Annotated in this window: 19 protein-coding genes; 8 read left to right on the forward strand and 11 right to left on the reverse strand. The window is 58.6% G+C overall.

What is annotated here, in order from left to right:
• Positions 1 to 37: 37 nt before the first annotated feature.
• Positions 38 to 880 carry an ATP-binding protein gene (locus tag QPJ95_RS00185; protein ID WP_270918591.1) on the reverse strand — a complete coding sequence of 281 codons (843 nt, stop codon included), beginning with the start codon at positions 878 to 880 and terminating at the stop codon, positions 38 to 40.
• A gap of 192 nt (positions 881 to 1072) precedes the next feature.
• On the opposite strand from QPJ95_RS00185, the gene QPJ95_RS00190 reads away from it, so the two are divergent.
• Entirely contained in the window at positions 1073 to 1840 is a 768-nt protein-coding gene (locus tag QPJ95_RS00190; protein WP_270918592.1) for a Stf0 family sulfotransferase, read from the forward strand.
• A gap of 88 nt (positions 1841 to 1928) precedes the next feature.
• Here the strand turns inward: QPJ95_RS00190 and tatC are convergent, their stop codons facing one another.
• From tatC to QPJ95_RS00205, 3 genes are read right to left on the reverse strand one after another with little or no spacing between them, the layout of a single operon-like run.
• Positions 1929 to 2822, reverse strand: coding sequence for a twin-arginine translocase subunit TatC (tatC, locus tag QPJ95_RS00195; RefSeq protein ID WP_270918593.1), 894 nt, complete (start codon positions 2820 to 2822; stop codon positions 1929 to 1931).
• Positions 2819 to 3325: a Sec-independent protein translocase protein TatB gene (gene tatB / locus QPJ95_RS00200; protein ID WP_270918594.1), complete on the reverse strand. Its 507-nt coding sequence runs from the start codon at positions 3323 to 3325 to the stop codon at positions 2819 to 2821. Before tatB ends, tatC begins: the two co-directional genes overlap by 4 nt.
• Positions 3326 to 3331: 6 nt before the next feature.
• Complete coding sequence (locus QPJ95_RS00205; RefSeq protein ID WP_270918595.1) at positions 3332 to 3556, reverse strand: twin-arginine translocase TatA/TatE family subunit; 225 nt, start codon at positions 3554 to 3556, stop codon at positions 3332 to 3334.
• 220 nt (positions 3557 to 3776) lie between these two features.
• On the opposite strand from QPJ95_RS00205, the gene QPJ95_RS00210 reads away from it, so the two are divergent.
• Positions 3777 to 4085, forward strand: a complete 309-nt coding sequence (locus tag QPJ95_RS00210) for a hypothetical protein (RefSeq protein ID WP_270918596.1) — start codon at positions 3777 to 3779, stop codon at positions 4083 to 4085.
• A 33-nt stretch (positions 4086 to 4118) separates the two neighbouring features.
• Positions 4119 to 4787, forward strand: a complete 669-nt coding sequence (locus tag QPJ95_RS00215; protein WP_270918597.1) for a helix-turn-helix transcriptional regulator — start codon at positions 4119 to 4121, stop codon at positions 4785 to 4787.
• A gap of 67 nt (positions 4788 to 4854) precedes the next feature.
• Here QPJ95_RS00215 and QPJ95_RS00220 read toward each other — a convergent pair whose 3' ends face one another.
• From QPJ95_RS00220 to QPJ95_RS00230, 3 genes are all read right to left on the reverse strand, one after another.
• Positions 4855 to 5958, reverse strand: coding sequence for an ABC transporter ATP-binding protein (locus tag QPJ95_RS00220; protein WP_270918598.1), 1104 nt, complete (start codon positions 5956 to 5958; stop codon positions 4855 to 4857).
• Positions 5959 to 6265: 307 nt separating this feature from the next.
• Entirely contained in the window at positions 6266 to 7384 is a 1119-nt protein-coding gene (locus tag QPJ95_RS00225) for a hypothetical protein (protein WP_270918599.1), read from the reverse strand.
• Position 7385: 1 nt separating this feature from the next.
• Entirely contained in the window at positions 7386 to 8165 is a 780-nt protein-coding gene (locus QPJ95_RS00230) for an SDR family oxidoreductase (protein ID WP_270918600.1), read from the reverse strand.
• A 191-nt stretch (positions 8166 to 8356) separates the two neighbouring features.
• Between QPJ95_RS00230 and QPJ95_RS00235 the strand changes: the two genes are divergently transcribed.
• From QPJ95_RS00235 to QPJ95_RS24105, 5 genes are all read left to right on the forward strand, one after another.
• Positions 8357 to 9367: a Hint domain-containing protein gene (locus QPJ95_RS00235; protein WP_270918601.1), complete on the forward strand. Its 1011-nt coding sequence runs from the start codon at positions 8357 to 8359 to the stop codon at positions 9365 to 9367.
• A 121-nt stretch (positions 9368 to 9488) separates the two neighbouring features.
• The gene (locus QPJ95_RS00240) at positions 9489 to 11096 is read left to right on the forward strand and encodes a peptide chain release factor 3 (protein WP_270918602.1); all 1608 of its coding nucleotides are present in this window, start codon (positions 9489 to 9491) and stop codon (positions 11094 to 11096) included.
• An 85-nt stretch (positions 11097 to 11181) separates the two neighbouring features.
• Positions 11182 to 12117: a glycosyltransferase family 2 protein gene (locus QPJ95_RS00245; protein ID WP_270918603.1), complete on the forward strand. Its 936-nt coding sequence runs from the start codon at positions 11182 to 11184 to the stop codon at positions 12115 to 12117.
• A 184-nt stretch (positions 12118 to 12301) separates the two neighbouring features.
• Positions 12302 to 13912: a DEAD/DEAH box helicase gene (locus tag QPJ95_RS00250; protein ID WP_270918604.1), complete on the forward strand. Its 1611-nt coding sequence runs from the start codon at positions 12302 to 12304 to the stop codon at positions 13910 to 13912.
• Between the two features lie 264 nt (positions 13913 to 14176).
• Positions 14177 to 14293, forward strand: a complete 117-nt coding sequence (locus QPJ95_RS24105) for a hypothetical protein (protein WP_390923868.1) — start codon at positions 14177 to 14179, stop codon at positions 14291 to 14293.
• Between the two features lie 113 nt (positions 14294 to 14406).
• Here QPJ95_RS24105 and QPJ95_RS00255 read toward each other — a convergent pair whose 3' ends face one another.
• The 4 genes from QPJ95_RS00255 to nuoN form a co-directional block, all read right to left on the reverse strand.
• Complete coding sequence (locus QPJ95_RS00255) at positions 14407 to 16074, reverse strand: ribonuclease J (protein WP_270918605.1); 1668 nt, start codon at positions 16072 to 16074, stop codon at positions 14407 to 14409.
• Complete coding sequence (locus QPJ95_RS00260; protein WP_270918606.1) at positions 16064 to 16852, reverse strand: type III pantothenate kinase; 789 nt, start codon at positions 16850 to 16852, stop codon at positions 16064 to 16066. The genes QPJ95_RS00255 and QPJ95_RS00260 overlap by 11 nt, the downstream gene beginning before the upstream one ends.
• 15 nt (positions 16853 to 16867) lie before the next feature.
• Positions 16868 to 17617 carry a biotin--[acetyl-CoA-carboxylase] ligase gene (locus QPJ95_RS00265; RefSeq protein WP_270918607.1) on the reverse strand — a complete coding sequence of 250 codons (750 nt, stop codon included), beginning with the start codon at positions 17615 to 17617 and terminating at the stop codon, positions 16868 to 16870.
• A 113-nt stretch (positions 17618 to 17730) separates the two neighbouring features.
• Positions 17731 to 19170, reverse strand: a complete 1440-nt coding sequence (gene nuoN, locus QPJ95_RS00270; RefSeq protein ID WP_270918608.1) for an NADH-quinone oxidoreductase subunit NuoN — start codon at positions 19168 to 19170, stop codon at positions 17731 to 17733.
• Position 19171 lies beyond the last annotated feature (1 nt).

Raw genomic sequence — 19171 nt, forward strand, 5'->3', positions numbered from 1 at the left:
GTACTTTAGGCAAAAAGAAGCATGGGGCGCTGCGATGTCAGCGCAGCGTGATCCCCTGACGTCCCGCCAGATCGACAAAGAACTGCCAGGCCACCCGCCCCGACCGGGCGCCGCGCGTTGCCTGCCATTCAATGGCCTCGGCGCGCAGGTGATCGGCGTCGCGTTTGATGCCATGGGCCGCACAATAGCCAGCAATCATTTCCAGATATTCATCCTGGGTACAGGGATGAAAGCCCAGCCAGAGACCAAAGCGGTCTGACAGAGAGACCTTCTCCTCCACCGCCTCGGAGGGGCTGATGGCGCTGGAGCGTTCGTTTTCGATCATCTCACGCGGCATCAGGTGGCGCCGGTTTGAGGTGGCATAGAACACCACGTTTTCGGGGCAGCCTTCGATGCCGCCGTCCAGCACCGCCTTGAGGCTTTTGTAGTGCTGATCATCGTGACTGAATGACAGGTCATCACAAAACAGGATGAACCGCTGCTGAGCAGTGCTCAGATGGTGCAGCAGCCGCGCCACCGAGGGCAGGTCTTCGCGCTGCAGCTCGATCAGTTTCAAATCCGGGCAATCCCCTATCAAGCTGGCGTGGATGGCTTTGACTAAGCTGGATTTCCCCATGCCGCGCGCCCCCCACAACAGGGCATTATTGGCCGCAAACCCTTGGGCAAAGCGGCGAGTGTTATCCAGCAGCGTATCGCGGGATCGGTTGATGCCCACCAGCAGCTCCAGATCCACCCGACTGATATGCGCCACCGGTTCCAGACGCTCGGGGTCCACATGCCAGACAAAAGCCGAGGCCGCCGCAAAATCGGGCGCTGCCAGTGGCGCTGGCGACATCCGTTCCAGGGCGTCGGCGATGCGGGTTAATGCGGTCTGGTCCATGGTGGTCTCCCTCAAGTCTTTGAACTGACAAAGCATGTTCGGGCAGGGGCAACAAGGGGCCTCGGCAAGGATGGGCTACATATCCCGGCGGCGGAAACACTATGGTAGAACGGCAGCAATTCATCCTAATCTGCAGCAATTCTCCGTAATCTACCGTGAAATTTGAGTATCTCTTTCGCTAAAGGATCCGCTATGAAACATTTTGAATCCTATATAATTTGCACAAGCCCTCGCTGCGGAAGTACCCTTTTGTGCAAGCTGCTGAGCAACACAGGGGTGGCGGGTGTTCCGGAGTCACATTTTCACGAACCGTCTCTTGCCGCCTGGCTTGGCTATTACCGGCTGACGCCCGACGCACACTGCACGCAGCAAGAGACCCTGAAGGCCATATTCACCGCTGCATATGAGCATGGGAAAGGCGGAACTGACGTATTCGGATTGCGTTTGCAGCGGCACAGTTTTGAGTTTTTCATGCATCAGCTAAGCATTTTGCATCCTGAGATAGCAGGTGGAAAATCACGGCTTAAATCTGTTTTCGGAAACCCCCTGTTCATCCACCTCACGCGTGGAAACAAGCTTGAACAGGCGATATCCTACGTTAAGGCAACGCAAACCGGGCTGTGGCACGCAGCGCCGGACGGAACGGAACTGGAGCGTCTCTCGGCACCAAGAGAACCTGCCTATGACGCTCAGGCAATAGCCAAGCAGCGCGCGAAATTCACCACCATGGATGACCAGTGGAAATCATGGTTTGCCACTGAGGAAATAGCGCCTCTGAGTATCAGTTACGATGAGCTATCCTCGGCTCCTCTGGCGACACGCGCGCGAATCCTTGAACGTCTTGGCCTGGACTTTGAACCGGATGGCAAAGACGAGCTACCGGTGGCCAAGCTGGCAGATGCAACCAATCAAGCGTGGTTTGACCGGTTCACATCAGAACTATCAAAAATTACGACCTGAGCACCAAACTCGGCTTTGTCCGGCATAGCTGCCAACAAAAAAGGCGCGCCATCGCTGGCGCGCCTTTTGATTTCAATAAGCCCCGGACTTATTTGTCCTTGCTGTCATCGGCCTCTTCGTCGTCGTCGAAGTCGGCCATCAGTGGATCATCTTCGTCGTCGTCATAGTAGCCTTCGGCCCGCAGCTTGGCTTCGCGTTTTACCTCGACCCGAGCCACCAGCATGATCGAAATCTCGTAGAGACCATAGACCACCACAAACAGGATGACCTGGGTGATCACATCCGGCGGTGTCACCAGCGCGGCCAGCAACAGAATCGCCACCACGGCGTATTTACGCACCGATCTCAGCCCCTCGGCGCTGACCAGTCCAACCTTGCCCATCAGAGTCAGCAGCACCGGCAGTTGGAAACACATGCCAAAGGCCACGATGAACTTGATGGTCAGGTTCAGGTATTCCTGCGCCGAACCCTGGAACACCACGCTTAGCGGTGCCGCAGAGCCATCGGTGATGGCCTCCCCCTCGCTGCCGAACTGCTGAAAGCCAAGGAAGAATTCATAGGCCAGCGGTGTGACAACGTAAAAGGCAAAGCTGGCGCCCAGCCCGAACATGAAGGGCGAGGCCAGCAGGAACGGCAGAAACGCGCCTTTTTCGTTCTTATACAAGCCCGGCGCCACAAACCGCCAAACCTGCGTCGCCAGATAGGGGAACGACAGGATCAACCCGCCCAGCAGCGACACTTTGATCGCCACAAAGAAGCCTTCCTGCGGCGAGATAAAGATCAGGTCACAGTCTTGCCCCCGATCCGCCAGCACCTGACACAGAGGATTGGTCAGGAAGTTGAAAATCGGCGTTGCCACGGTAAAGCAGATGATCATACCGATCAAAAACGCCACCACCATGTGGATCAGCCGGTTGCGCAATTCGGCCAGATGCTCGATCAGCGGCGCTGTGCTGTCTTCGATCTCGTCAGTCTGGCTCATGGTTTACTCTCATCATCCGGTGTCGGGGCCGCATCATCCAGTGTCACCGCCGCTTCGATTTCATCCGCTTTGGCCAGCGCTTCAGCGGCTTCACGGGCCTTGCGCTCGGCGGCGGCGCGCGCGGTGGCGGCGCGGATTTTCTTACTGTCCTCAGCCCGTTGAGCGAACATCTTGCCGGTTTCGCTTTCGGGGTCGATTTTGCCTCCACCGGGGCCTTTGCCGGTAAAGTCCATGCTCTTGGCCATGTCTTGCGCCGCATCCCGCACCCCGTCCATCGCCGAACCAACAGGATTGGTCGCCGCCTTCAGGCCTTTGGAGATATCCTTGATGCCGGACTGATCGGCGGCATCATTCATGGCGCTGCTGAATTCGCGCGCCATGCCCTTGGCCTTGCCGACGGCACGTCCGACGGTGCGGAACATCACTGGCAGGTCCTTGGGACCCACCACGATCAATGCCACAACGCCAACCACCAGCATTTCGGTCCAACCCAGATCAAACATAGCGGGTTAAACCTTGTTGGAGTCGGTTTCCGGGGTCACGTCTTTGGCGGCTTCGACGGTTTCGGAGACCTCGTCTTCCAACTCCTTGGTGCCTTCGCTGATGCCCTTCTTGAACGAGGTGATGCCTTTGCCGACTTCGCCCATCAACGAGCTGATTTTACCGCGTCCAAACAGCACCAGAACCACAACGGCGATCAGCAGCAGGCCTGGAAGGCCAATATTGTTCAACATGAGAATGTCTCCTTTGAGTTCGGCGCCCATCCGCACCGTCTATTCGTTTCCCTAGCGGTTCTACGCCCGACGCAGTTTGATCGAAAGCAACAACCCCGGACAGACAGGCTGTTCCTAGGTGTTTTTGCACTTTTTCACCGGGCGACAAACCTCAACTGACAGGTTTATGTCAGTTGCCCCCTGCTAGGTCCAGAGCGTCAATACAAATAGGAGATGACAAATGAAATATGCAGTTGCTGAAATCGTGACCTTTGCCCTGGCTGACACCGTCGAACCCGCCGATTTTGTTGAAATCAGCAAAGGAACCGAATCCTTTGTGCGCTCCCTGCCCGGCTTTGTGCACCGCCAGTTGAGCCAGGGGGAGGATGGCAAATGGACAGATTATGTCATCTGGGACAGCATGGAGGCGGCCAGATCCGCAGCCGAGGCATTCATGAAAGCCGAGTGCGCCGCTGCCCTGATGACAGCCATCGCACCTGACACCGTCAATATGCGCCATGAAAATATTCTGTGGAAGATGGCGGCTTGACGTGACAGGTCGGCGCGGGACAAGGGTATACCCATGCGCCGCACCGACCGCCTCTTTGATATCATCCAGATCCTGCGCGATGGCAAATTGCACCGCGCCCAGGACATCGCGGACCGGCTCGAAGTGTCGGTCCGCACCATCTACCGCGATATGGACACATTGGCCGCCAGTGGCGTGCCGGTCGAGGGCGAACGCGGTGTTGGCTATATGGTGCGCGAGGCCATCACCCTGCCGCCTCTCACCCTGACCAGCGAAGAACTGGAAGCCCTGAACCTAGGCATGGCCATCGTCGCCGAGGCCGCCGATGATGATCTGAAAAAGGCGGCTTTGTCGCTGGCGGACAAAATTGATGCGGTGCTGCCCACCAGCACCGTGGCCGAGGCCGAGGCCTGGAAATTCGCGGTCTACCCCTTTGCCGATGCCACTCGCGGTTTCACCCACATGCCCACCCTGCGCGCCGCCATCAAGTCTCGCCAGAAGCTGCATCTCGACTACCGCCGGATCGACGGCGTGCTGACCGCCCGCACCATCCGGCCTTTGAACATGGAATACTGGGGCCGGGTCTGGACCCTCACCGCCTGGTGCGAAACCCGCGATGATTTCCGGGTGTTCCGCGTCGATCTGATCGAGGCGGCCACCGCGCTGCCCGAGCTGTTTGTAGATGAGCCGGGCAAACGTCTGGCTGATTACAGCCTCGAATAGCCCCCAATATGCAAGATGGAATGATCTCTGGCCTCAGCCTGCTATGGCAGAGCCGCAGCCGGGCCCATCAGCGTGGAAATACAAAACACCGGTTGCGTTTCACCGTCAGCCACATCACCCGCCCGGCCTCGGGAAGGAATACATTCGGCACTGTTGCCTTCAACACCGAGCCATCGTGATCCATCTGAAATTCCACCAGGCTTTCATGGCCCAGGAACCGCGCCCGCTGGACCGTGCCGCGGGCGGCCACCCCGTCGCTGGGGGTCGGCAACGGGCCGGATCCGGCGCGGTCAAAATCTATCTTCAGGTGCTGGGGCCGGAATACAATGTCCACATCAGTGCCATCCGGCAGGCCGGGCGCCAGAAAATCACCAAACGGAGTTTCCGCCAAAGCCCCCTGAACATGTGCTTGCAACACGTTGGTATCGCTGAAAAATGCCACCGCTGCGTGATCCACAGGCCGGGTATATACATTATAGGGCGCGCCCTGCTGCACGATTCTACCACCGCGCATCAGCGCAATCTCGTCCGCCATGCGCATGGCCTCTTCCGGCTCATGGGTGACCAGCAGAACCGCCGTGTCTTCCTCTTTCAGCAGGCTCAGCGTCTCATCTCGGATACCGTCGCGCAGCCGGTTGTCCAACCCCGAGAACGGCTCGTCCATCAGCATGATCCGTGGCTTTGGCGCCAGCGACCGCGCCAGCGCCACCCGTTGTTGTTCGCCGCCCGACAGCTGATGCGGAAACCCGTCGATAAACCGCAACAGATCCACCCGCGCCAGCAGTTCCTCGACACGAGCCCGCTTGGCGTCTTTGTTCCCCTTCAGGCCAAAGCCAACATTGTCGCCGACGCTCAGATGCGGGAACAATGCAAAATCCTGAAACATCAATCCAATTTCACGGTGCTCGGGCGGCACCCGGAACCGGGTGTCACAGATCAGCGTGCCATCAACATAAATCTCGCCTCTGTCCTGCATATCAACCCCGGCGATAATCCGCAGGATTGTAGACTTGCCGCAGCCCGAAGGGCCCAGCAGGCAGGTCACCTGGCCGGCCTGGATGCTTAGAGACACATCATCCACCACCGCCCGGCCACCAAAATGGCGCACCAGGTTGCGAATTTCCAGACGTGGGGTGGTCTGCATCAGGCGGACCTCAGGAGCGGTATTCATGATCGGGGTTCAGCCTCACTGACGCTTGCCGAGGAAAACCATCGGAGTTCCCGGCGCAGATAGCAACCCCACCCCGGTGACGCAAGTATTCAGCCGCAAGATGCGGCGGCTGCCTCCCCGCCACCACAAAGCGGTTTTCGCCGCCAGATCCGGCACCGATCACCAGATCCTGATGCGCTGACGCCACGGCTGGCACAAATGCCCCGCAGATCCCCCCGTTTCATCTGGCCATAAATATCCCGGGGGAGGAGCCCTCTGGGCTTCGGGGGCAGCGCCCCCTACCAGACCAGCATCTCAGGTCCGCAGCCTAGGCCAGCACCTCAAACCGGACCTCATCGCGCACCCGGCCGTTGACCATCACCTCCAAGTGGTGCGCGCCCGGCACCAGAGTAAAAGTGCTGGCATTGCCTTTCAGAGGATGGCGTTTGCTCAGCGTCAGCCCCTTTGCCCCCAGTCTTGCTTGCTTCAACTTGAACACCTTGACCGAGACCCTGCCGCTGGGGCGCAGAAAATGCAGCCGATAATCCACCAAAACCGGCAGTTCCTGTGCGGCCTTCAGATGGCAGGTAAACTCCAGCACCTCACCAATCCGCACTGTATCAGCCTGCAACTCCACCCGGACCTCCACCGCGACGTCCGGGTCATAGCCCAGCATCCTCATCGCCCGCGGATGCCCTGCCTTGATCAGGCCCCGCAGCGCATGGGCGGTGATCCAGTCCAGCTCGCGGCGTTCCTGCCTGTCCAAATGCCGCCAGATGTCCAACCGGTCGAGCACCAGCTCCGGGTCTTTTTTGGTGATGTCATTCAAATGATTGGCCACCGACCGGGTGACGAACCGGGTCGGATCACCGTGTAACACATCCAGCAACGGCAAGGGGTTCTGCAGCTGCAGCTCCACCGCCAACCCCCAGGGCAACCTCGGGCGCGTCCCCTCGCTGGCAAGCCGCCGCACGTGATAGCTGTCGTGCAAGGCCCATTGCTGCATTCGCGCCAAGACCAGCTCCGGCCAGCGGTTCAGTAACGGTCGCACAGCAAATTCCATCGAAAATCGCTGCGTCAGCTCGGCCAGCACATCCAGCGCCAGCTCAGGATGCGCATCCAGCCCCCTGGTCACCACCAACTCACCCAAAGGGGCAAAGATGAAATCGCCAAAATCATCATCGGTCTTATCCGGGTCCAACGGCTCCGGCAGCGCCCGCAGCAGCAGCTCAGCCAGCTCTGGCAGTGCAGCGGGCAGCATCTCTCCCAACACTTCAGCAATCCAGAAAATCCGCTGCTTCAGCTCCAGCTCTGGCAGTCGCGCCATCACCCGCGCCTCAAAATCTGCGCTGTCAAACGCAGCATCGGAGAGGGCAAAAAGGCCCGCCAGATAGCGGACTTTTTCACCATTGAACAACTGGTCTTTCAAAGAAAAGCCGGTGGCCATATTACATCACCGTATTGGTGGCGCCGCCATCCAGCAGGATGTTTTGCCCGACGATAAACCCGGCATGCGTTGAGCACAGAAAGGCGCAGGTGGCGCCAAACTCACTCCGGGTGCCATAGCGGCCCACCGGAATGGTGGCACTGCGCTGCGCCTTGGCCTCTTCCAGCGTAATGCCCTGCTGCTTAGACGCCCCTGTATCCAGCGCAATGGCCCGATCGGTGGCATGCAGACCCGGTTGCAGGTTGTTGATGGTCACCCCCTGCCCGGCCACCTGACGCGCGGTGCCCGCCACATAGCCGGTCAACCCGGCGCGGGCCGAATTCGACAGCCCCAGCACCGCAATCGGCGCCTTGACCGACACACTGGTGATGTTCACCACCCGGCCCCAGCCGCGATCCATCATCCCCGGCAGCAGCGCCTTCATCAGCGCAATCGGCGCCAGCATATTGGCGTCCAGCGCTGCAATGAAATCTTCACGGTCCCAGTCGGTCCACATCCCCGGAGGCGGGCCACCGGCGTTATTGACCAGAATATCGACCCCCTCAGCCGCCGAGAGAACCGCTGCCTGGCCCTCAGTGGTGGCGATATCCGCCGCCACCGTGACCACGTCTACGCCAAATTCATCCCGAATGGCCTGCGCTGACTCTTCCAGTGCCTGTGCCCCACGGGCGTTCATCACCAGATTGACCCCGGCTGCCGCCAAGGCTTCGACGCAGCCCAGCCCCAATCCCTTGCTGCTGGCACAAACCAGAGCGCGTTTGCCGGAAATTCCCAGATCCATGGCTTTCTCCCTCAGATACACTTACATTTTGCGTCATACTTGCACCGAGCTCCAAGAATTGACCACCCCGGCTGCCTGCAAATCTGCGCTATCCGGTCCCGCTACAGCCACATTTCCATGCAACACAGGTGGACGCGCTCAAAATTCGCGCTCATACCATTATATGGTTCACTCCAGCCCAAGGTTCCCAAGTGCTCATAGAATACGGCAATATCCAATCTGTCCTTGCCTACTCAGCCGCTGAGTTCAGCGTGCATGTCGGTGCCAATATGGGCGATACGCTGAGCGTATTGGATGATCTGATGCTGGATGACACCTACCAACTGCAGCAGGGTGCCAACCCGCAACGTCTGGCCCTTTTGGCGCAGCCAAACGGAGAGCTGAAAATCGGTAAAGTGACTGAGTTGGGAACGCCCAGTGCGGCGCTGCATCTGGATTGCGTCCTGAGCCTGATGTCGCCGGATGGCAATATAACCGAGGCGCTGGTGCTGGTCGAGGTTGACGCTGATGGCATGATAACGGCAATTTTCATGTTACCCTTGGCGCCAATGCTGGCGCAGGTCGACTATGTGCTGGTGCGTGGCGAACGCGAAGGCGCCCGCAAGAAGCTGGCTCAGATTGCCAGCGTTTCATTCAGCCGCGGCACTCATATCACCATGGCGTCGGGCGCACAGGTGCCCATCGAACAGCTCAACACTGGCGACCGGGTGCTGACCCGCGATGACGGTCCGCAGCTGGTGCGCTGGGTTGGCCAGTCCACCCATCGCGCCACTGGCAATATGGCGCCGATCCTTATTCGGGCCGGTGCATTAAACAATGAAAACGACCTGCTGGTCAGCCCAGATCACCGGTTATTCGTCTACCAGCGCAGCGACGAGATCGGCGCCGGTGTCTCCGAACTTCTGGTCAAGGCGCGCCATTTGGTGAACGGCGACACAGTGGTGGTGCAAGATGGTGGTTATGTCGAATATTTCCAGGTTCTGTTTGATCGTCACCACATCATCTACGCCGAGGGCATAGCCGCCGAATCCCTGTTGATTGATTCGGTCACCAAACCCGCGCTGCCCCCTGAGCTGCAGGAAAGGCTATCCTCACATCTGACACCGCATGGCCGCCGCGACGACCACGGGCTTGAGGTGCAAAAGGCGCTGCTGGATCGCCCCGACGCCATCGCCGCCCTGAAACGCGCCTCGCTGCGATAGCCCCCGAACGCCCCTGTTCCAACACCCGCAGACCCGGTGCAGGCCCGGCGCAGGCAAGACACAGGAATGGCAGCCGCCGTTTTTCTTGCTTCTGCGCGGTTTCTTACCTATACGCGCGCTCATGTCAGACACTGCTTCAAACCGCCCCGAACTGCCGAGCGAAATCGCCCGCCGCCGCACCTTTGCGATCATCTCGCACCCGGATGCCGGCAAGACGACTCTGACGGAAAAATTCCTGCTCTATGGTGGCGCCATCCAGATGGCCGGTCAGGTCCGCGCCAAGGGCGAAGCCCGCCGCACCCGCTCCGATTTCATGCAGATGGAAAAGGACCGGGGCATTTCGGTCAGCGCCTCGGCAATGTCGTTTGATTACGGCACCTTCCGGTTCAATCTTGTGGACACACCCGGCCACTCGGACTTCTCCGAAGACACCTATCGCACCCTGACGGCAGTGGATGCAGCGGTGATGGTGATCGACGGCGCCAAAGGCGTGGAAAGCCAGACCCAGAAGCTGTTCGAGGTCTGCCGCCTGCGCGACCTGCCGATTCTGACCTTCTGTAACAAGATGGACCGCGAGAGCCGGGACATCTTTGACATCATTGATGAAATTCAGGAAAATCTGGCCATCGACGTGACCCCGGCCAGTTGGCCTATTGGGGTGGGACGTGACTTTGTTGGCACCTACGACATCCTGCGCGACCGGTTGGAACTGATGGATCGCGCCGACCGCAACAAAGTTGCGGAGAGCATTGAAATCAACGGCCTGGATGACCCCAAGCTGGCCGAACACGTACCGGCGCATCTGTTGGAGACCTTTCTGGAAGAGCTGGAAATGGCGCGTGAGTTGTTGCCCGCTCTGGATCGTCAGGCGCTGCTCGACGGCACCATGACGCCGATCTGGTTTGGCTCGGCAATCAACTCCTTTGGTGTCAAAGAGTTGATGGACGGCATTGCCAATTTTGGCCCGGAACCGCAGATTCAGGTTGCCCAGCCCCGCAACATCGCGCCCGAGGAAAAGAAGGTGACCGGGTTTGTGTTCAAGGTGCAAGCCAACATGGACCCCAAGCACCGCGACCGGGTGGCCTTTGTCCGCATGGCCTCGGGTCACTTCAAACGCGGCATGAAACTGACCCATGTGCGCACCAAAAAACTGATGACGATATCCAATCCGGTGCTGTTCCTGGCTTCGGATCGTGAACTGGCCGAAGAGGCCTGGGCCGGCGATATCATCGGCATCCCCAACCACGGGCAACTGCGCATCGGCGACACCCTGACCGAGGGCGAGGCCCTGCGGGTCAGCGGCATTCCCTCCTTCGCGCCGGAACTGCTGCAAAGCGTGCGCGCGGGCGATCCGTTGAAATCCAAACACCTTGAAAAGGCGCTGATGCAGTTTGCCGAAGAAGGCGCCGCCAAAGTGTTCAAGCCGTCGATTGGCTCGGGTTTTATTGTTGGCGTTGTCGGGCCGCTGCAGTTCGAAGTGCTGGCCAGCCGGATCGAGATCGAATACGGGCTGCCAGTTCGGTTTGAGCAGAGCCAGTTCACCTCTGCTCGCTGGGTTGCCGGCGACAAACAGGCGCTGGATAAGTTTATCAACGCCAACAGCCAGCATATCGCCCATGATCATGACGGCGACATCGTTTATCTGACCCGGATGAAGTGGGACATCGACCGGGTTGAACGTGACTATCCGGATCTTAAACTGACGGCGACAAAAGAGATGATGGTTTGAGGCGTATTGCCTCCAATCCAACGCCTCACGTCCCCCAGCAAAATCACCTTGCCCGGCATGATCGCCGGGCAGGTGATCTGTTCAGATGACCCGCTGGGGCCTTGTCGCCACCATCAAGGCCGAGGCCGCCGATGTCCTAAACTTTGCCGCCTATCACCTGGATTTGGGTGCGCATCGTCTGTTTATATACCTTGATGCGCCCTGCCCCGAGGCGATGCGCTATCTTAAGGCGCATCCAAAAATCCGAGTCGTTCTGTGTGATGACGCCTATTGGCGGCAACGCCGCAAGTCCCGCCCGGTCAAACACCAAGTCCGCCAGTCGCTGAACGCCACCCGTGCCTATCGGCGTCAGGCCTCTGAGCTGGACTGGCTGATCCATATGGACGTCGACGAATTCCTGTGGAGCCAACAGCCGCTTCACCGCAGTCTCGGCGATTTACCACAGGATGTGTTCTGCGCCCGGGCCCGCCCAATTGAGTCGCTCGCTGGCGACGGCAACGCCTTCAAGGCGCACATGCCCAGGACCCCCGCCCGCAACGAAATTGTCAAAGACCTCTACCCGCGGTTTGGAGACTATCTGAAAGGCGGATTCCTCAGCCACGAACATGGCAAGGTGTTTGCCCGCACTGGCGCCGAAGAGGTCAAGTTTCGCATCCACAATGTCTTTGTCAACGACGTCAGCAACCCGGATCAGGTTACCCTGCCGCAGCTGGATCTGTGCCACCTCCATTGTAAGAGCTGGGACGACTGGATTGCCCAGTACCGCTATCGTCTTCACCAGGGGTCGTACCGATCCGAGCTGAAGCCCAACCGCAGCCGTGAAAAAGGCGGTCTCACCCTGCACCAGGTCCTGAGCAGGCTTGAGGCCGAACAAGGCGAAGCTGGCTTGCGATTCTTTTACAACGAGATCTGTGCCGACAGCCCCGAGCGACGGGCGCAGCTGCATCGTCACGGGCTGCTGAAGATTCGCGACCTGAAATTGGCGGATAAACGCCGGGCACATTTCCCTGAATTTGGCTGAATTGTTTCTCAAAAGCCCCAAAAACGCTTTGGATCTTCAGATAACCCGACTTCATTTGACCCTTGGTCCGGATTTTGGTATCACCCGCCGCGAGCCGATTGTGCAAAACGCACACTGACCATCCGGGTCCGGCCATCTAAATACACGTGCGGTCCGAGTCAGTGTCCGCGAAACGCGGAAACACATGACGAAATTTTCTGATCTCAATCTTCACCCCAAAGTTCTCAAAGCCATCGACGATGCGGGTTATGAAACCCCGACGCCGATCCAGGCCGAGGCGATTCCCCCTGCATTGGAAGGTCGCGATGTCTTGGGCATTGCCCAGACAGGTACAGGCAAAACTGCCTCTTTTACCCTGCCTATGATCACTCTGCTGGCCCGTGGCCGCGCTCGCGCCCGGATGCCACGCAGCCTGGTTTTGTGCCCGACACGTGAATTGGCCGCCCAGGTTGCCGAGAACTTTGATACCTATGCCAAGCATGTGAAGCTGACCAAAGCGCTGCTGATTGGCGGCGTTTCGTTCAAGGAACAGGATGCCGCAATCGACCGTGGTGTCGACGTTCTAATAGCGACGCCAGGCCGACTGCTGGACCATTTTGAGCGTGGCAAACTGATTCTCTCGGACGTCAAAGTCATGGTGGTGGACGAAGCCGACCGTATGCTCGACATGGGATTCATCCCTGATATCGAACGTATCTTTGGCATGACCAATCCCCTGACCCGTCAAACGCTGTTTTTCTCGGCCACTATGGCCCCCGAGATTGAGCGCATCACCAATACCTTCCTGTCGGCTCCGGCCCGCATCGAAGTGGCCCGTCAGGCCACCACGTCTGAGACCATCACTCAGGGCGTGGTGATGTTCAAAGCCTCGCGCCGCGACCGCGAAGCCAGCGAAAAGCGGAAACTGCTGCGGACCATCATCGACAACGAAGGTGAGAAATGCACCAATGCGATCATCTTCTGCAATCGCAAGATGGATGTGGATACTGTCGCCAAATCGCTGAAGAAATACGGCTATGACGCCTCTCCGATTCACGGCGACCTAGAGCAAAGCCATCGCACCAAGACACTGGACGCGTTCCGCGAAGGATCGCTGCGTTTCCTGGTGGCCTCGGATGTTGCGGCCCGCGGGCTGGATGTGCCCAACGTCAGCCATGTGTTCAACTTTGATGTGCCCAGCCACGCCGAAGACTATGTGCACCGTATCGGTCGCACCGGCCGCGCTGGCCGCGATGGCACCGCCATGATGATCTGTGTTCCCAAGGACGAGAAGAACCTCGCCGACATCGAACGCCTGGTCCAGCGCGAGATTCCGCGCTTGGAAAACCCGCTAAAATCCGCCAAATCTGAAGAGGCACCGAAATCCGCCAAATCAGAAGAGACCAAGGACAGTGGCGGCGAGAAGAAATACACTGGTCGTAGCCGCCGCTCGTCCAAATCGGGCGAGCCGCAGAGCAAGCCAGTCGAAAGCGTTGATGCGGCCGCCACCCCGCCAGCTAACACACAGGCTGACAAAACGGCGGACAGGCCTCAGAGCAAGACCAGGACTGCCGATCGTCAGGCGTCCTCAGACGATCGCCAGGCAAGCACAAACGAACACCAGGCAAGCACAAACGATCGCCGCTCGAACTCAGCCTCCAGCGACAACCGGGGCAAATCCGGCGACAACCGGTCTTCGTCGCGCTCGTCCAATCGCTCACGCGGGGGACGCGACAATGGCAAGACTGTCATTGGGCTTGGGGATCACCTCCCCAGCTTTATCGCTCTCAGTTTTGAACAGCGTCGCGCAGGCTGAACCAGCCAAACCAGAATGTTAAAAAGGCCGCACCCTGGGGTGCGGCCTTTTTGGTTTAACCGGTGACGTTTGCACTCGCAGCATAACGGCAATGTTGAATGAGCCGGTGTTTTAGAGCTCTGGATCCCTTATCTGACTGTCGTAACGACACGACGATTGATGATCCAACGAGTAAATGCCATGAACATGAGAGATTTCCCAGAACTGACCGCCGCCGATATCCACCGGATCGAAGCCCGAGCACATCAACTACGCGCGGAATACATGCGAGATTTGATCAGCGCCCTTGGCCGCAAAATCGCAACGCTATCGCGAAAAACGGCGATGCTATTCCACCGTCGCCGCAGCATGAATAGCCACCCCCACTCACTCACTCACTAACATCTGCCACTCACGCCAAAAAAAACGCCCTGGTCGTAACAACCGGGGCGTTTTTGTATCTGGCTGCTGCGACAGCGGTGACCCGAAGGGCCACCACATGTCGACCCTTTGGGTCAGCGCATCCGGCTCACCACTACTGTCACTTCGGGTTTTTTGCCGATCTCGTTCTGCGAGGTTTGCCGAGCAACCCGCCGCAGCCCCTCTTCCAGCTTGTCATCGTCGCGCAGGGTCTTTTTGTTGGCCCGTTTCAGGAATTGGTCAAGATCCTTTTCCAGCGCCTCGACAAGCCCGCCCTTGGAGCGCCCGGTCTCTGCCACGCCTTTGACATCACACCAGGGCTCACCCAGCGGTGCGTCGTCCTCGTCCAGAATGACGGTCACCACAATGTGGCCATTCAGCGCCATCCGAATACGGTCACGCACCACGCCGTCCATGGCACCGATTTTCACAGTCCCATCCAGATAGGTGCGACCGGTATCGACATAGTCCGCAACCACTGGCGTATCGCCGGTCAGGTCCATCATCATGCCGTTAACGACAACCGCACTGGCCATGCCCTTGCTGATCGCCAATTGCGCATGTTCGCGCAGGTGACGATGTTCGCCGTGCATCGGGATCAGCATCTTGGGCTTCACCAGATCATGCAGGGTCTCCAGATCCGGGCGGTTCGCATGCCCCGACACGTGATAGATGCCTGAACTGTCATCCACCACATCCACGCCCTTTTCCGAGAACTGATTGATGATGCTAATCACACCCTTTTCATTGCCCGGAATAGTCTTTGACGAGAACAGGAACAAATCACCCTCTTTGATCTGCAACCCGCGATACTTGCCCCGTGCCAGCTGCGCCGAGGCCGCCCGCCGTTCGCCCTGGCTGCCAGTCACCAGCAGCATCAGGTTCTCACGCGGCATCTGAGACGCCTCCTCAGGGCTCACCAGATTGGGGAAACTCTTCAGCACGCCGGTTTCAAAGGCCGCATCCACCATCCGCTGCATTGCACGTCCCAGCAACACAATCGAACGTCCAGCCCGCTCACCGGCCTCCGCCAGGGTTTTCACCCGTGCTACGTTGGACGCAAAAGTGGTAGCCACAACCATACCCTTGGCAGCACCAACCAGCTTGGTAATCTCGGGGCCCACATCAACCTCGGAACGGCCCGGATTAAGCGAGAAGACATTGGTACTGTCGCACATCAATGCCTGCACACCATCTTTGCCCAAACTGGCCCAAAGATCCGGGTCAAAGGCTTCGCCAACAATCGGGGTTGGGTCGGTTTTGAAATCGCCCGAGTGCAGGATACGGCCGGCCGGCGTATCAATCACCATGCCACCGCTCTCCGGGATCGAGTGCGCCATCGGCACCACCCCGATGGTAAAGGGACCAAGCTTGACCACCTCGGGCCAGGCCGAGACCGTCTGCACAGCCTCTTCCGGATGACCGTGCTCTTTCATCTTGCGGCGGGCAATATTGGCGGTAAAGGCGCGGGCGTAAATCGGCACCTTCAGGTGGCTGTACATATGCGCCACAGCGCCAATGTGGTCTTCATGCGCATGGGTGATAAAGATGCCTTCCAACCGGTTGGCACGCTCCTTCAGCCAGGTCATATCAGGCATGATCAGATCAACACCGGGGGTGCTGTCCATATCCGGAAAGGCAACGCCCAGATCCACTAGGATCAGCCGCTCTTTGCCGGGTTTGCCATAGCCATAGACATAGGCGTTCATACCAATTTCGCCTGCCCCACCCAGGGGCAGATAGATCAATCGTTCAGTGCTCATCTTGGAGACCGTTTTCCTTGTTGTATTTGTGAATAATCTGCAAACCATGCATGGTCAGATCATCCTCAAAAGCGTCGAATAGTTGTGCTGATTGCTGGAACAAAGGCGCCAGCCCGCCTGTAGATATGATTTTCATTGGTACACCGTGCTCGGCCTTGATCCGCGAGCAGATCTCACGCACCAAACCAACGTAGCCCCAGAACACACCGGATTGCATGCAGGCGACTGTGTTGGTGCCTATTACCGACTGTGGCTTTGAAATGTCAACATGGGGCAGCGCCGCCGCCGCCTGATGCAGGGCCTCCAGGCTCAGATTCACCCCCGGAGCGATCACCCCGCCAATATAGGCGCCATCCTCGGCCACCACATCAAAGGTGGTGGCGGTGCCAAAATCCACCATGATAAGATTGCCGCCATAATGGTCAAAGCCGGCCACCGTATTCACCAGCCGGTCAGGCCCCACTGCGGTGCCCTCGTCGACCCGAACATCCACTGGCAGCAGGCAATTGGACTTGCCCACAACCAAAGGCCGCGTGTTGAAATAGCGATCCGCAAGAACCCGCAGATTAAACACCACCCGCGGCACCGTCGAGGATACGATCACATCGGTGATATCCGCCTCAATCTCCTGCAACCGCATCAATGTATTTAACCAGACGTAGTACTGATCCGCAGTGCGCCGCCAATCGGTGGCAATCCGCCATGTGCCAATAAAGCGCTCTCCATCCCAGATGGAAAACACGGTGTTAGTATTGCCACAATCAACTGCCAAAAGCATCGCGCCTTGCCTTTCCTAGAAATGGACGTCTGCGGCCGAGATTTTGACGCGGCCCTTGGCGGTGTTTAGAACAAGGTTGCCGTCGCCGTCCACTGTTTCAAAGGTGCCCGTGGTTTCCAAGGTAGCGGTACGGGCGGTAATCACCTCGCCCAATTTGGCCGCTTTGCTGAGCCAGGCCTTTCGGATCACCTCAAAACCATAGGTCACAAGCTGCTGCTCGTATTGCGCATAAGCCGCTGCCAGCTCCCCCAGAAACTCTTCCGGGGTGACCGAAGCCCCGGTTTCCGACAGCAAAGACACTGGCCGCATGGCCCGCTCTTCCAACCGCTCGACCGGCGGAACATCGCTCAGGTTGACGCCGATGCCGATGAACAAATGGCTCATGCCGCCACCGATACCCGCACTCTCCAACAGAATCCCCGCCAGCTTGCCGCCGTTCAACATAACGTCATTGGGCCACTTCAGAGCAAATCCCGTTGACCTTCCGGTCACTGCAACACAGGCGTCAAACAGCGCCAGCGACGCCACAAAACTGCGCAGCGCCGCCTGCGCCGGTGTCCCCTCAGGTCGCAGAACCAAGGTGCAGGACAGATTGCCCTCGGGATTGACCCAAGTCCGCCCCCGGCGGGCACGCGCCGCCGTCTGATGCCGCGCCAGGATCCACTCAGGCCCCGACAGGGTCGGTGCAATCCGCGCCGCCTCGTTCAAGGTGCTGTCCACCTCAACCAGGATCCGCCGCCCATATCCGTCCGGCCATTGCCGCATGAAACCCTCATTTTCTTCTTGTCTAAAATACCTTCGCCGAAGGCATCCCTACAAACGGAGACGCGCCCAAAGGGGCGCGTCACAATTTTTTCAACTCTGTATCGGACCGTCGCTCAGTTGACCAGCGTTGCCGCTGCTGCTGCGGCCGCACTTTCGACACCAAACATATTGATGATCCCCAGCACCATCACCGCTGCTGACGCCATCAGAAAGCCCCACAGAACCGGCGATGAATTGCGGTCCAGCTCTTCGCCTTCTTCACCAAAATACATGTAGTAGACAATACGCAGGTAGTAGAAAGCGCCAATCACCGAGGCCACCACACCAGCAATGGCCAGCCAGGCAAGACCGCCATCATAGGCCGCCCGCAGCACATAGAACTTACCAAAGAAGCCCAGCATCGGCGGCACCCCGGCAAGCGAGAACAGCAACACCAGCATCGCCAGCGCCTTGCCCGGCTCACGACGAGACAACAGATTCAGCGATGCAATATCTGTCACCGGCTTGCCATCTTTTTCCATCATCAGGATAAAGGCAAAGGTCCCAATGTTCATGGTGACATAGATCGCCATATAGATCAGCATCGCCTGCACACCAAGCGCGGTGCCGGAGGCCAGGCCCATCAGCGCAAACCCCATATGAGAAATCGACGAATAGGCCATCAGACGTTTGATGTTGGTCTGGCCAATCGCCGCCACCGCGCCCAGGAACATCGACGCCAGCGACAGCATTGCCAAAACCTGGCTCCAGTCGGCAACCGCATTGCCAAAGGCGTCATGCATGACGCGGGCAAACAGACCCATCGCTGCCATCTTGGGCGCCGAGGCAAAGAACGCGGTCACCGGTGTTGGTGCGCCCTCATAAACATCCGGGGTCCACATGTGGAACGGCACTGCCGAAACCTTGAACGCCAGCCCTGCGATCAGGAACACGATGCCAAACAGCAATCCAACCGAGACTTCACCGTGTTGGGCAACTTGGATGATGCCCTCAAATTTGGTGGTTCCCGCAAAGCCATAAACCAGCGAAGCGCCGTAGAGCAACAGACCTGACGACAACGCCCCCAGCACAAAATACTTCAGGCCCGCTTCGGTCGACTTCACACTATCGCGGCGCATCGAGGCCACCACGTAAAGCGCCAGCGATTGCAGCTCCAGCCCCATGTACAGCGACATCAGATCGCCGGCCGAGACCATCATCATCATGCCAACAACGCTGAGGGACACCAGCAGCGGATATTCAAACCGCAGCATGCCACGGCGCGCCATATAATCCTGCCCCATCACCAGCACAGCCGCCGCTGACAGCAGGATGGTGACCTTGGCAAAGCGGGCAAAGCCATCATCGACAAACATGCCGTCAAAGGCGACGTTGGTGCCGCTGCCACTGCCAGCAATCCAAAGCGCCAACAGCGCCATCAGGCCACTGGTGGACCAGATCAACAGCGGCGCCAGCTTGTCCTTGCTGGAATAGACCGCAAACAGCAGTGCCAACATGGCGTAAACGGCCAGGATCATTTCTGGCAGGATTACGTTGAGATCAGCTTGGATCATC

Source organism: Parasedimentitalea psychrophila (assembly GCF_030285785.1).
Classification (GTDB): Bacteria; Pseudomonadota; Alphaproteobacteria; order Rhodobacterales; family Rhodobacteraceae; genus Parasedimentitalea; species Parasedimentitalea psychrophila.